16 protein-coding genes are annotated in these 13490 nt (G+C 58.8%); 10 read left to right on the top strand and 6 right to left on the bottom strand.

Annotated features, from left to right (window positions below; translation table 11 throughout):
• Position 1: 1 nt before the first annotated feature.
• Positions 2-1192 carry a glycine C-acetyltransferase gene (locus GDA65_02530; GenBank protein MBA5861575.1) on the bottom strand — a complete coding sequence of 397 codons (1191 nt, stop codon included), beginning with the start codon at positions 1190-1192 and terminating at the stop codon, positions 2-4.
• 79 nt (positions 1193-1271) lie between these two features.
• Positions 1272-2306, bottom strand: coding sequence for an L-threonine 3-dehydrogenase (locus GDA65_02525; GenBank protein ID MBA5861574.1), 1035 nt, complete (start codon positions 2304-2306; stop codon positions 1272-1274).
• A 139-nt stretch (positions 2307-2445) separates the two neighbouring features.
• On the opposite strand from GDA65_02525, the gene GDA65_02520 reads away from it, so the two are divergent.
• The 6 genes from GDA65_02520 (at position 2446) to GDA65_02495 (ending at position 6511) form a co-directional block, all read left to right on the top strand.
• Positions 2446-3471 (top strand): TonB family protein, encoded by a 1026-nt coding sequence (locus GDA65_02520; GenBank protein MBA5861573.1) that lies wholly within the window; start codon positions 2446-2448, stop codon positions 3469-3471.
• A 2-nt stretch (positions 3472-3473) separates the two neighbouring features.
• Complete coding sequence (locus GDA65_02515) at positions 3474-4085, top strand: polyisoprenoid-binding protein (protein MBA5861572.1); 612 nt, start codon at positions 3474-3476, stop codon at positions 4083-4085.
• Positions 4086-4325: 240 nt separating this feature from the next.
• Positions 4326-5027: a hypothetical protein gene (locus GDA65_02510; GenBank protein MBA5861571.1), complete on the top strand. Its 702-nt coding sequence runs from the start codon at positions 4326-4328 to the stop codon at positions 5025-5027.
• A gap of 81 nt (positions 5028-5108) precedes the next feature.
• Complete coding sequence (locus GDA65_02505; protein ID MBA5861570.1) at positions 5109-5969, top strand: SUMF1/EgtB/PvdO family nonheme iron enzyme; 861 nt, start codon at positions 5109-5111, stop codon at positions 5967-5969.
• Positions 5970-6029: 60 nt separating this feature from the next.
• Complete coding sequence (locus GDA65_02500; protein MBA5861569.1) at positions 6030-6290, top strand: addiction module toxin, HicA family; 261 nt, start codon at positions 6030-6032, stop codon at positions 6288-6290.
• Complete coding sequence (locus tag GDA65_02495) at positions 6287-6511, top strand: type II toxin-antitoxin system HicB family antitoxin (protein ID MBA5861568.1); 225 nt, start codon at positions 6287-6289, stop codon at positions 6509-6511. The genes GDA65_02500 and GDA65_02495 overlap by 4 nt, the downstream gene beginning before the upstream one ends.
• A gap of 201 nt (positions 6512-6712) precedes the next feature.
• Here the strand turns inward: GDA65_02495 and GDA65_02490 are convergent, their stop codons facing one another.
• From GDA65_02490 to GDA65_02480, 3 genes are all read right to left on the bottom strand, one after another.
• Positions 6713-7081 carry a VOC family protein gene (locus GDA65_02490; protein MBA5861567.1) on the bottom strand — a complete coding sequence of 123 codons (369 nt, stop codon included), beginning with the start codon at positions 7079-7081 and terminating at the stop codon, positions 6713-6715.
• A 93-nt stretch (positions 7082-7174) separates the two neighbouring features.
• A complete protein-coding gene (locus GDA65_02485; protein ID MBA5861566.1) occupies positions 7175-8038 on the bottom strand; it encodes a uroporphyrinogen-III synthase in 864 nt (287 codons plus the stop codon).
• A gap of 39 nt (positions 8039-8077) precedes the next feature.
• A complete protein-coding gene (locus GDA65_02480) occupies positions 8078-8917 on the bottom strand; it encodes an SUMF1/EgtB/PvdO family nonheme iron enzyme (protein MBA5861565.1) in 840 nt (279 codons plus the stop codon).
• A gap of 116 nt (positions 8918-9033) precedes the next feature.
• On the opposite strand from GDA65_02480, the gene GDA65_02475 reads away from it, so the two are divergent.
• The 4 genes from GDA65_02475 to GDA65_02460 all read left to right on the top strand — a co-directional run bounded on the left by GDA65_02475 (position 9034) and on the right by GDA65_02460 (position 12800).
• Complete coding sequence (locus tag GDA65_02475) at positions 9034-9522, top strand: VOC family protein (GenBank protein ID MBA5861564.1); 489 nt, start codon at positions 9034-9036, stop codon at positions 9520-9522.
• Positions 9523-9527: 5 nt separating this feature from the next.
• Positions 9528-11147, top strand: a complete 1620-nt coding sequence (locus GDA65_02470) for a hypothetical protein (GenBank protein ID MBA5861563.1) — start codon at positions 9528-9530, stop codon at positions 11145-11147.
• Between the two features lie 24 nt (positions 11148-11171).
• The gene (locus tag GDA65_02465) at positions 11172-12194 is read left to right on the top strand and encodes an SDR family NAD(P)-dependent oxidoreductase (GenBank protein MBA5861562.1); all 1023 of its coding nucleotides are present in this window, start codon (positions 11172-11174) and stop codon (positions 12192-12194) included.
• 195 nt (positions 12195-12389) lie between these two features.
• Complete coding sequence (locus tag GDA65_02460; GenBank protein MBA5861561.1) at positions 12390-12800, top strand: hypothetical protein; 411 nt, start codon at positions 12390-12392, stop codon at positions 12798-12800.
• 49 nt (positions 12801-12849) lie between these two features.
• Here the strand turns inward: GDA65_02460 and GDA65_02455 are convergent, their stop codons facing one another.
• Positions 12850-13365 carry an HAD hydrolase-like protein gene (locus tag GDA65_02455; GenBank protein MBA5861560.1) on the bottom strand — a complete coding sequence of 172 codons (516 nt, stop codon included), beginning with the start codon at positions 13363-13365 and terminating at the stop codon, positions 12850-12852.
• Positions 13366-13490 lie beyond the last annotated feature (125 nt).

Genomic DNA, 13490 nt, shown 5'->3' with positions numbered 1-13490 from the left:
ATTACGTGATGACGTTGAGTTCGTGCCCCACCGTGGCGAAGGCAGCCACGGCCCGTTTGAGTTGCGCGCGGGTGTGAGCGGCAGACAGTTGCAGGCGAATACGCGCCTGTCCTTTCGGCACGACCGGATAACTGAACCCCACCACATAGATCCCTTCCTGCAGCAGGCGGTCGGCCATGCGCGTGGCGATCGTCGCCTCGCCCAGCATGACTGGAATAATGGGATGCTGACCAGGCACGAGGGTAAAGCCGAGGGCGGTGAGCTGACCCCGAAGCCACGCCGCCTGTTCCATCAGGCCCGCGCGTAAATGGTCGCCTTGCTCGACCAAGGCAAGGGCTTTCAGCGCGGCGGCGGCGATGACCGGGGGCAGGCTATTGGAAAACAGGTAGGGTCGCGAACGTTGCCGTAGCAGCTCGATGAGTTCTTGTCGGCCGGTGGTAAATCCCCCGGTTGCGCCGCCCAGCGCCTTGCCCAGGGTGCTGGTGACGAGGTCGATCCGCTCCGCCACGCCGAAATGATCGGGAGTGCCGCGCCCGCCTTTTCCCAAGACCCCGGTAGCATGGCTATCGTCCACGACCACTGCGGCGCCGTAGCGGTCGGCCAGATCCGCGATGCGATCCAGTTTCGCCAGATCGCCGTCCATCGAAAACACTCCGTCCGTGACGATCATCCGGACGCGGCTTGCCGCTGATTCAGTCAATCGCGCTTCGAGTTCCGTCATGTCGGCATGGGCATACCGCAGACGGGCGGCCTTGCACAGCCGAATGCCGTCGATCAGGCTGGCATGGTTCAGTGCGTCGCTGATGATGGTATCCCGTTCATCGAGCAACGTCTCAAACAAACCGCCGTTGGCATCGAAGCAGGAGCTGTAGAGAATCGTGTCCGCGGCGCCGAAAAAGGCGCTGAGGGCCTGCTCGAGCCGCTTGTGCAGGTCTTGCGTGCCGCAAATAAATCGCACCGAGGCCATGCCGTATCCATATTCTTTGAGCCCCTCCTCCGCCGCCTGGCGCACATCTGGATGATTCGCCAACCCGAGATAGTTGTTCGCGCAGAGATTGATGACCTCACCCTGTGCGACACGAATCTCGCTACTCTGTGGACTCAGAATGTGGCGCTCGTGTTTGTAGAGGCCGGCGGCGCGGATCTCTGCCAACTGTTGTTCGGCGGCTTGCTTGAGGGATCTGTACGCCATGATGCGTGTGATGCGAAAGGTGACACGTTCGACGTCAAATGTGAAGCCGAGATCGCCTTCTGCAGGAAGTCACTACCCGTTACGGAAACAGGACTACTTTGCCGCATTGGCCGGACTTGATCAATTCAAATCCTTGGGCAAAGTCCTTGAGCGGGAACGTGTGGGTCAGGACCGGGCGGATATTGAGGCCGGCTTTAAAGAGACCGGCCAGGCGATACCAGGTGCTGAACAGGCGACGGCCGGTGATGCCGTGGACACGAATGCCTTTGAAAATGACCTCATTGGCGAGGTCGCAGGTGACGGGACCGGTGGGAATGCCGAAGAGCGTAACGCGGCCGCCGTTTTTTACGGAACGAAAGGCATGATGCAACGCGGCGGGGTGTCCGGACATCTCCAGCGAGGCATCGACGCCTTCACCGCGGGTGATCTCCAGAATGCCCGCGGCAATGGCGTCCGGTCCGTCGGTTTTTGCATTCAGCACGTGGTCGACTCCAACCAGTTTGGCCAATCCCAGACGGTAGTCACTCACATCCGTGGCGATGATGGTGGCGGCGCCAGCCGTGCGAGCGACGGCGGCGGCAAAGAGGCCGGTCGGGCCGCACCCGGTAATTAAGACGGTGTGTCCGGTGAGATCCTCGACCAGTGCCGCATCGACGGCATTGCCCAGAGGTTCCTGCAGGGAGGCCAGCTCCGGGGGAATATCGGGCGATGTTTTCCAGAGCACCGTCTCCGGCAGCACAATGTAGTCGGCAAAGGATCCGTCCAGATCAACGCCGAGGATACGATAGTTTTTACACACGTGGGCTTGGCCGGTACGGCATTGAAAGCAGGCGCCGCAGGTCAGGTGTGATTCGGCTGCGACGTAGTCTCCTGCCTTCACCAGGCTGACGTCTGCTCCGACTGCCACTACCTCGCCGCACATTTCATGACCGATGATTCGCGGGGGATGGATACGACTGTGGGCCCAGGCGTCCCAATTGTAGATATGAGCATCAGTCCCGCAGAGCGACGTCGCTTTGACGCGGATGACGGCGTCGTTGGGGCCAGGGGTGGGATCGGGACGTTCAGTATAGGTCAGACCGGGCTGGGCGGCAGTTTTTACAAGCGCACGCATGGGCTCATTATAACAAGACCGTCAGAAATGCCCAGCCGAAGCAGAAACTTGCCCGGATGTGCCGCCCCGGATCAGCTCCTCTCCGATGGCGCCCAAAAAACGGGTTGAACTGGGTAAGGCGCGTGGGTAGGATGCGAGCATGCAGCACCAGTTACACTCTACGTGCGCAGGTCTCATGCTTGGACTGGGAGTGATGCTTTGCGTGAACGCGCCCTTCCCGGCCCTGGCCGGTCCGACCACCAATCAGGCCCCGGCCGCGCCGAAGCGTTGGGCTCAATTTGACCTGGTCAGTACCGAGCCGGACGGTTCGGTGCAGGTAGGCAAGGATGTGGTGCTGAGCATCACGTTGGGCGGCGTGCCGGCCGGAACGGAATCCGTCATGGCCATAATCGAGTCCAACGGTTTTCAAAGTCAGACGGTGTCCTTGAGTGAAGAACCGACGGCCTCGGTGTACCAGGGCACGGTCATTCTCGAGCCAAATTCCACGTTGAAGAGCCGTACCACGGTGCATCCGAAGGCGATGCGGGTTCGAGTGACGTTCGCGCGCGCGAAGACCACCGGGCTGGAAGAATTTTTGAGACGTGATGTCTACGTCACGTTTGGTGAACCGCCCCCCGGCAACACCGAAACCGAAGTCCCGCCTGGTCCAGTGGCCGAAAGTCCGGAGGCTGATGCGGCAGCCGTGCAAAAGGTGACGGAGCAAGTGATGGCCGTGAATGCGACGATCGCCGAGGAGGATCTTCTGCCCCTTCCTCCGCCCGGAGAATCCAAAGCCTATTGGAAACAAGTCAGTGACTTGATCAGCCGGAATTGGAGTCGGCAAATCCGCTCCATCCGTCGCGCCCCGAGCAGCGAAACGGTTCGTGTGCAGTTCAAGATGTATGCGAGCGGCATTGCCCAGGTCATTCAATTGGAGAAGAGTTCGGGTGCACGGGATGTGAACGATGCCGGGCTTCAAACGATCATCCATGCCCAGCCGTTTCCACCAATTCCGCCCGATATCGGCAACGATGTCGTTGATGTGCATGTGCGTATGCGAACGGGGGCGAAAGTCGCCACGCGCGATGTCGAGATGACGGTTGAGAAAAAGCCGTCGAAATCTGCTCCGCCCGAGGCCCCAACACCCAAAGAAGGAGCCGCGGCAGGCGGTTCAACAAAGGAGTAATTATGACGAAGCGGACCGGTCGTGCGGTAGCCATGTGGTGTCTCGGGGCGGGGATGGCGCTGAGCGCCACCTTCGCGCAGGCAGAAACAGCGCGGTATGACGTGGATCTCGACCACTCAATCGTGGAGTTCAAGGTTGCCCACATGGTGGTGTCGAAGACAACCGGTCATTTTAAGGACTACACCGGATTCATCGAAATGGATCCCGATGCCGGGACGGTCAAGACGCTTGAGGCGACGATCAAGACCGCGTCGGTGACGACCAACCACGAAAAGCGCGACGCGCATTTGCGGAATCCCGACTTTTTCGATGCCGAGAAGTATCCGACCATCACGTACACCATGAAAAGTTACAAGAAGGCCGGCGACGGCTATGTGGCGGTAGGGGATATCACCCTGCATGGCGTCACCAAAGAGATCACGCTCACGGGCAATTTCAACGGCGTGGCGAAGGACCCTTGGGGGAACACGCGCGCGGGGTTTACGGCGGAAGGTAAACTGAATAGAAAAGATTTCGGCATGGTGTGGAACAAGGCCCTCGATAGCGGCGGCCTGGTCGTCGGAGACGAGGTATTTATCAGACTGGATATCGAATGTATTAAGGCGAAATCGTAGGTCGAACACCCTCTCTCAGAGGCCACGCGCCTGTCCGGTTCCATGCCGGGCAGGCTGAGCCAGCAACGGCGTTTGTGGCGGGATGGTTCTCACGGCCAGAAACACCCCGTCCCCATCTCTTGACGCCGGTTTTCGCAGACACAGCCGCTGGTCGAAGTGTCGCGAGGATGTCCCGGACATCTTGTTCGCTGTCCGATCGCGGTGCGCCGGTTTCATCGCGGATGGAGGCCGTGGGCGGGCGTGATGGAAGAACGGGTGATTGAACGGGGGATTTCAGAGAACATGGCGACGGGCATCGAGCGGGCTGGAAAATTCAGGCAGGTCATGGGTAGGATACGCCGCATGTGGTCGTGGAAACTGGCAGGGGCGGCGCTGGCGTTGACCTGGACGGTCGGCATCATGGATGCCGGGGCGTTGGAATTTACGGCTGATCAGGTGACGAAGATCAACGGCCGGACGCAGAAAGCCAACATCTTCTATCGCGACAATATGTGGCGGATTGAGCACCACACGATGGGGCCCGTCAACATCAGCATCGTGCGCAAAGATAAGCAGGTCGTCTGGCTGTTGCTGTCGCGCATGAAGCACTTTAAGACGGTGCCCTACAAGGCCGATCAGGATCTCAAAGTATCCGAGCACCTGGAGGGCGAGATTGCGCGTGAAGAAATCGGCACGGAAACGCGCGAGGGACACCCGACGACGCTGTATGAAGTGACGGTCAAGGAAGGCGAGCGAACGGAGGTGTACTATCAGTGGCTCGCCACCGATATCCGTTTCCCGATGAAACTTGCCAAAAAAGACGGGAGCTGGATCGTCGAGTATCAGCATGTCAAATTCCGCCCGCTCATCGATTATCTGTTTCAGTTACCGCTCAATTTCGAGCCATTGGAAGAATTTGATCACCAGCCGGCTGCTGCGGAGCCGAATCACCAGCCGATGTAACCGATGATCAGACGATAAAGGAGAACGATCGTGCGGAAGCGAGAACTAGCCAGTTGGGCTCTGTGTGCGGCCGTGTTGGCCATGAGCGGGACTCTCTATGCGCTTGATGTCGCCGATGTCGTCAGGGAATGGACGCCGGACGGGAAAAAACTGGCAGCCGAACGGGTGAAATTGCCGGCGCACGATGAGGTGATCCGCATTCCCGCCGGCGAATTTCTCATGGGAAGCGACCGGAAGGTCGACAAAAATTCCTACCTGGCCGAGTTCCCGCAACGCAAAGTCTATCTGGATGCCTACGACATCGATAAATATGAAGTGACAACCGTGCAGTTTCTCAAATATGTGCTGGCCCATAATCTCGGCCCGTTGATCGATTGGCAGTATGACGGCGGAAATTTCCAGGAGACCATGGTCAGCCATCCGGTGATGCACGTCTCCTGGTTCGACGCCGAGGCCTATTGCAAGTGGGTTGGGAAACGATTGCCCACTGAAGCGGAATGGGAAAAGGCCGCCCGCGGTGAGGATGGCCGCATCTATCCCTGGGGCAATCAAATGGCGGGGCTTTCGCGGGCGAACTTCGGCCGGACCGGACTCTCCGGGCCGGTGCGGGATCGTCCGGAGCGGCTCTTGCTCTATCCGCCGATTATCTCAGTAGATAAGTATGACAACGCCACCAGCCCCTACGGCGTGTTTCAGATGGCCGGCAACGTGGCCGAGTGGGTCAATGATTGGTACGATCCGAAATACTATGCCGGCGCGCCAGATAAAAATCCCAAAGGGCCTCAAACCGGCAGTCAGCGAAGCTTTCGCGGCGGCGGGTGGATCGACAGCACGCCCAGCGTGCGCGTCGCGCAGCGTAATGGGACGGACCCCAATACGAAAATGAACTGGATGGGCTTCCGTTGCGCGCGGGATGTGAACGAAGCGGCCGGCGGGTCCTAGGCTGAATCCAAATAGCGGTTGGCAGCAAGAGTGAATCCAGTGCAGCGTTGACCAGAATCAGTGAATAAACGGAAGCTACTTGCTAAGGCCCTGAGTGGCTCAAAGAATCTGCGATTCAGCGAAGTCGTCTCGCTTGCGGCAGCGTTCGGGTTCCGTGCATCGAGAGTCAAAGGAAGTCACCATATTTTTGTCCATCCGCATGTGCGGGAACTCGTGAATTTGCAAGAGGTTGGGGGCAAGGTAAAGCCGTATCAGGTGAAGCAGTTGATGGAGCTTGTAGAGAGGTATAACCTTGAGCTGAAAGAAGATAAAGAACCATGAAGAAGGATTACCATATCAATATTTTCTACAGCGAAGCCGACGGTGGGTACATTGCGGACATCCCTGATCTCGAAGCTTGTTCAGCCTATGGAAAAACCCCAGCGGCAGCGTTGAAACAAGTCCAGCTTGCCAAGCGCCTCTGGTTACAAGCGGCTAAGAGCGAGCGCAAACCGATTCCCAAGCCCCGCTACCGTCCCGCCATTTACCAGACCGCTTCCTGACCGGTTGCTGAGCAAAGGAGTTGTTTCGCCGCTTTGTGAGCACTGAAAAGCGGGGAATAATATGTCGACGTTGTTCGGGATGGTTCGTTCCTTGCCCCGGTCTAATCGGCAACAATTCGTAATAATAATTTTAGCTTCAACTCTTGGCTTGCTGGTGGTGGGGTGCGATAGGGCTGCGTTTTACTCTTGTTCAAGTCACTCCTACCAGGGTTGCGTCACCTGATGCAGAGTGAGGGCGCTGCCTTCGGAGTCCAGGATTACAGCGAGGCGACAGACGGGTGTGGACTGCGGTTCGAGTTTCACACGCACTCCCTTCGCGCGCAATTGCTCGACCATCTCGTCGACATTCTCTACTTCGAAGGCGATGCTACCGCCTGCATCGGCGCTGGGCGTGCCTACTTCCGTCAAGGTAGTGAGGGCGAACGTCCCACCGTTGAGATCGTATTCCACCCACTCGACCTCGCGCGCCTCGCGGCGGGTCAAACGGAGACCCAACGTTTCCTCATAAAACCGACGCGCCCTTGCCATATTCGTAACTGGATAGAGGGTAAAGGCGATGTGCTTGACCATGATCGCTCCGCTGTGGTTGTTTGAATCTAAGTAGGATAGGCTCGAAATGTGTCTGCTTCGTGTAATTGAACGGTAATGGCAACTCAAGCTGCTCTAAATATTGCCCCAGTGTTCCCGCCCAGATCGATCTTTCGATAAGATAATGCGGGCCTGCTCGCTCGTTTCTTTCACGAGAATGCCCATCTTCCCATGCGAGGGTTCGAAATCCACCGGCAAGCCGTGGCTGCGGATGCGTTCGCTGGCGGTGGGACCGATGGAGGAGACGATCAGCTTTTTGCAGGCCTGTTTGAACGCCGCTGTATGTCCCTCCTGTTCTGCCAGCTGCATCACGTGATCGATCTGGGCGGCATTCGTGATCAGCATCACCTGCACCTGTCCCGCCAGAATCTGACCGATGACCTGTTTCAACGGAGTCGTGTCCACCGGCAGTGCCCAGCGGTAGACAGGAACAGGCGTGACCTGAGCGCCACGGTGCCTCAAGGCTTCCAAGAGATCATGGTTCGATACCCCGTATTCCTGCACCGCCACGCGTAATCCGTTCACCGGTCGATGGGCGTCCAATGTGGAGACCACATCGACCCAGGTATTGGGCTCAGGGACCGTGAAGGTTGGTTGGAACCCCAGCGCCTTGAGCGCGGCGACCGGTTTGGGTCCACGTGCAATCAGAACGGTGGATTTCAACGCTGCGGCCAAATCGCTTTTGGCGTGGCGACTCGCGAGAACCTCAAATAGAGCAGTCGTGCCGGCGCCGGTCATCAGCACCAGCACGTCGAGCCCGTCCCTCAGTAGCTGTTCGCCGAATTGTAACGCCGCGGTATTGTCTTCAAGGGGGATTTCGCGCAACGCCGGCGCCACGAGCGGGTTGCCGCCATGTCGCTCAATGAGGCGGGTCATCTCGGCCGCCATACGCGACTCAAATGCGGCGACCGTCAACCCGCTAAACCCGGCCGTGGCCATAACCCTCCATGCCTCGCCCACCGGCTTCCGCCGACTCTCCTACTGGGCGTTTGCGGCGCAGCGAAAGCCGGTTGATTCGTTTCGGATCGTCGGGTCGCTATCGACCCGGGTGAAGATACGAACGGTCGGAGTTTCGTTCTGCCATCCGGCGCCTCGAATCACTTTTTTCGTGCCGCTCTCCGGCCCAGGGGGATTCTTGGCGGGACTCTTTTCATAGTACCTTGCATCGTACCAGTCGTTGACCCATTCCCAGACGTTCCCCGCCATGTCGTACACGCCATAGGGACTCTTGCCCTTTTCATAACTGCCCACCGGCATCAACGTCTTTTCACCGACCCACTTCTGGTTGAAATTGAGATGTCCGTCAGTCGGTTCTACGTTGCCCCATGGAAAGCGCCAATCATTGTTGCCTTTGGCGGCCTTCTCCCATTCGGCTTCGCGCGGAAGCCGCCGGCCTGCCCACGTGCAGTAGGCCTCGGCATCGGACCAGTCGACATTGATCACCGGACGATCGGCCAGCGATGCAGGAATCCCGACGCCTTCCCAGAGATTCCGGGTGGGATTCTTGGGATTCTGCGGCACGCGATGATTCGTGGCCTTGACGAATTCCAGGTACCGCGCGTTTGTGACCTCATACTTGTCGATATAAAAAGGATCGATGTCGATGACGTGGCGAGGGTATTCATCGCGTCCGCCGTCACGATCGCCGGCCGGCACTCCCATAGGGTAGGACCCTGCCGGGATCAACACCAACGGTGCCCCGTCTTTTCCGGTGATTTCTTTCGGGTGGGCTGTTTGTTCCGCTGCGAGTGCGTGAGACCCCGTGCCGTTCAGCCCGATAAGCGCTATCACGAATGCCAGGACGGATCGTGCCAACATAGCTCCAAGCTCCTTTGGTTCGAGAGAGTCGATGGCCGATGGTACCACAGCCGGGGAGTTTTCAAACACGGCTGATGGAGGAAAGACGCCGGTGGTGGGAGGGCGGATGCGGAAGAATGAGGATTGACGGGGTGACAGGCCCCCACCTACTATACGGCCGAGGAGACAGCGGCGTGACGACCCATCGAGGCTTGCGACATCTGGCGCTACGCGTGACGAATCTGGCCCGGTCACGCGCCTTCTACGAACATTTTTTGGCGATGCAGGTGGTCTGGGAGCCGGACCCGGACAATGTGTACTTGAGTTCGGGCTCCGACAATCTGGCCTTGCACCAGATCGGTGTCGCGGAGTTGGCTCATTACCAGCCCCTGGGAGGCCAGTTGCTCGATCACTTCGGCGTGATTCTTGAGAGTCCCGCCCAGGTGGACGACATGTTTCGCCACGTGCAGCAGGACGCGGCCCAGTACGGCGCCGCGATCGCCAAGCCGCCCAAACAACACCGTGACGGCAGCTACTCCTTCTATTTTACGGACCCCGACGGCAACGTGATTCAAGCGTTGTACGAACCGACCATCAGCCGCATGGAGTTCCGGCCTCCGGCCTGACGAACATGGGTATGTGGAATACATTGCCGCGCGATCAATATGTGGGCCTGGCCCCCTGGGTCTGGGTGCAGCTTGAAAGCAATCAGCCGCCCGGACCGTTCCCGTTTATCGGGGGTGTTGCTCCGGAAGTGGTGGCCAGCTTGCACGAGGCGCACAGCCTCTTTCTTGCCTGTGTGGAAACCGCGATCAGCGATGTGTTTTCCCGGCGCGCGGACCTCGGCGATCCCCAGACCAGAGTGCGGCTTGAGGATGCCTATGCCGAACTGGTGAATTCCCGCCACCAGCTCAGCCAGCACATTACGGCGAGGCGCCAGCCCGACGGGCAGTTCCACTGGTCGCATCCGTTCGACGCGACGAAATCCGCCACGGTGGTCAATACCGGTCTCCGCATCTTCAATGCGGTGAAACGCCAGGCCATCCCTGTTCCCTTTGAACGCCCGATGGGGCCGTTGGTCGGAAAATTGCTGGGAATGCTGGATGGGACACAGCAGGTCGGCGCGATTCAGACCATCGTCGCCACGGCCGGACGGGATGGCGAGCGGCTCCTGACTCAAGTCATGGAGATGTTCTCTCAATATGAATGCCTGTCGACTGCGCCGCACACCTCGATTCGCAATCACTGGTTGCAGAATACGGCCGATCGGGACACGATTCATCTCGGTCACGCCGCGCTCATGTACCGTCAACGCGATCAGTTCCTGCTGTTCGATCCCTGGCTGCTCCCGTGGTTTGCGGAATCAAATGTGCCGAGCCTCTGGGTGTCTTTGCTGCCGAAGCCGGCGGCGATTTTTTTGACGCATGATCATGATGACCATGTCGATCCCAGGACGCTGCTGCATGTACCGAAGGATGTGCCGATCGTCATTCCCAGCCGGCGGAATCGCAAGAAATTTTTCTACGACTACGTGCCGCTGCTGCGGGAGTTAGGCTTCACCCATATCATCGAATTGGCGCATGGGGAAACCTGGAACTTCGAGGGCGGCGCTGTGGTCTCGGTTCCGTTTTACGGAGAAGATCCCTGCGACCTGGAGATGCCGAGAAATTGCTATCTCGTGACCGATCGGGGGCAGAATGTGCTGGTCCATGCCGATAGTGGTCCGACCAACAGCGGGCGGTCGGCGATCAAAGAAGGCATCATTCAGCAACTGGTTCAGAAATATGGCCCCATGTCCCTGGTGCTGGCCTCTCAACAGCAGCTGCAAGAAATTCGCAGTTATGCCGCCCATGCGCCGCTGTCTCATCCCGGTCTCTGGCTCGACGTGGGCGAGAACGGATATCTCACCAACAGTTACCTGAGTGAGTTATGCGCCACGGCGCAAGCACGGCTGTTTGTCTCCTATGCCACTGGCGGGGCCGATTGGTATCCGGATCATCTGTCGTTTATGTTCAGTCAGCGCAATCCCGCGCGCACCGCGCTGCTCACCGCCAATTGGGAGCCGCCGGAAAAACTGAAAGATCTTCTGTCTCCGCATGATTGCGGGTATCATCGCGCTCGTGCACTGGATGTATTTCGCGCTGCCGGCCACGGGCCGGTCCAGGTCTCGTCCGCGGTCGAGGCCCTGTCGCCCATGCCGCTCTATCGGCTCGATCACGGCGAACCGGCATTTATGAAGCGAGGAAGATAGTTGGTCCAGAAGGGGAGCGTGGTTATGGGAGCTGTGAAGGGATTAGTGCTCGTCACCGGAGCTGCGGGATTCATCGGCTCTCATGTGGCCAGGCGATTACTGGATCGCGGGGATGCCGTGCTGGGGCTGGACAACCTGAACGATTACTACGACGTCCGCTTGAAGGAAGCCCGCCTGGCGAGGCTGCAGCCGCACCCACAGTTTCAATTCGTGAAGCTGGACGTGTCAGACCGGACCGGCATGGCTGCACTCTTTGAACAACACGCTATTCGACGCGTGGTGCATCTGGCGGCGCAGGCCGGCGTCCGATATTCGCTCGTGAATCCTCATGCCTATACCGCCAGCAATATCGAGGGATTTCTGAATATTCTGGAAGGCTGCCGGCATCACAAGGTCGAGCACCTGGTGTATGCCTCCACGAGTTCGGTGTACGGCGGCCATACGAAGATGCCGTTTTCGGTGCATGACAATGTCGATCACCCGGTGTCACTCTATGCCGCCACGAAAAAGGCCAATGAGTTGATGGCGCATTGTTATGCGCATCTGTATCGATTCCCGATCACCGGATTACGGTTTTTCACGGTCTACGGGCCTTGGGGTCGTCCGGACATGGCGCTCTTTCTGTTCACCAAGGCGATTCTTGAGGGCAGACCGATCGACGTCTTCAATTACGGCAAGATGCAACGCGATTTTACCTATGTCGATGATATTGCCGAGGGTGTGTTGCGCACGCTCGACCGTCCCGCGCAGGCTGATCCGCAGTGGTCGAGTGATCAGCCAGATCCAGGCAGCAGCTCGGCGCCCTATCGACTCTACAATATCGGCAACCACCAGCCGGTCGAACTGCTGCGATTCATCGAGGTGCTTGAACAGACGCTCGGCAAGAAGGCCGAAAAAAACCTCCTGCCCCTCCAGGCCGGCGACGTACCGGCCACCTATGCCGATGTGGCAGATCTCATGCGGGACACAGGCTTCAAGCCAGCCACCCCGATCGAAACCGGCATCGCGCGGTTTGTCGAGTGGTACCGGGAGTATTACAAGATCTGATTCGAGCCCGGGCAAACATCAAGAACTTCAGTCTCTCTCGTGACGCCAGCTAGTTGGTCTCCCGATCGGCCTTCAGTTCCCTCGCTCATCACGACACCACACTAGACCGCATTCGTGAAATGCCCGCGCGTCGTTTTACTTGGTCAGTCGGACGGCCACTTGTTGTGGCCTCGCGTGTGGAGTAAGGTATGAAGTATGATCTCCCTATTCTCCAAGCCAGTGCAGATCGCGTATGTGTGTCTTGCCGCCGGATGGGTGGTGAGTGCGGGTGTGGGCCAGGCCCTAGCTGATTCGCCATCCGATCATGTGCCTGCTCTGGCTGAGTTGCGAAGTCACACGCAGGGAGAAGTCGTGTATGTTCCCGCTACCAATGAACGGCGCGCGGAGCTGTTCCGTCAGTCGCCCGTGCTGAGCGGCCGGTTGCGTGTCAGCGAGCAGACGGTGATTCCCTACATCGGCGCCGGATTTGGCGGGGGTTTTGTCACCGAGCGTGATCGGGCCTTGAGCCCGCAACCGACCCTCTCGCAACAAAATCTCTTCGGCGACTCCATGGGGAAAACCATGATGCCGAACGAGTTTCAGATGGGGATTCGCATTCCCTTCTAATCCTGCCGATTCTGCTTCCCTGTCGAGTGAGGCCTTCTCTATCGTCTGGCTAAAAGAGCCGACTGAAATCCTGGCTCGAGGAATCCTCGATCGCCAGGCATTCGGCGCCCCGTAGGAGGGCCGGCTTGGCCCGGTTCGCATTGAGTTGCCGGAGAGCAGATTCGTAAATCGCGGGGTCAGGCCTACCGACTGCGCATTCATCGGCGGAGGCGATCAAGTCAAACGCAGGCTCGATGGGATGACCTGCGAGAGCCGACCGGATCTGTCCCCTCCTGCCGCCTGCGGCGATGGCCAGCCAGTACTGTTCAGCCGCCCGCTCGACGAAGCCGGTCACCCAGGGAAACAATGCTGCCGTGCGTGTCCCGGTGTGGTTTCGAAAGAGTGCGGCTTTTCGTTCGATGATCCGGGCATGGGAGGCCTGGCCGCAAGTTCCGTCCCGCCTCGTGAGCAGAGTGGCGGCCCAGCTCCGTTCATCCATGCCGAGGTACGTTCCGGCGTACTCCTCCTTTCTGATGGCGAATCCGTCCTCACGCCGTGCCTGCTGAAAACATTCCAGGTGAGACATTCACGCTGGCGAAGACGCCATTGAAGTTGAACATGATCGCGCGCAACAACTGCTCTCTTGTCCACCCGTTTGGCGGCCATGCTACCTGTAGCCGGGTTTCCTGGTGCGGGACAAGCGGAACTCCT

Source organism: Nitrospira sp. CR1.1, from assembly GCA_014055465.1.
Taxonomy (GTDB): Bacteria; Nitrospirota; Nitrospiria; order Nitrospirales; family Nitrospiraceae; genus Nitrospira_A.
The sequence above is the reverse complement of the archived record's forward strand: the minus strand, read 5'-3'. Positions and strand labels throughout refer to the sequence as shown.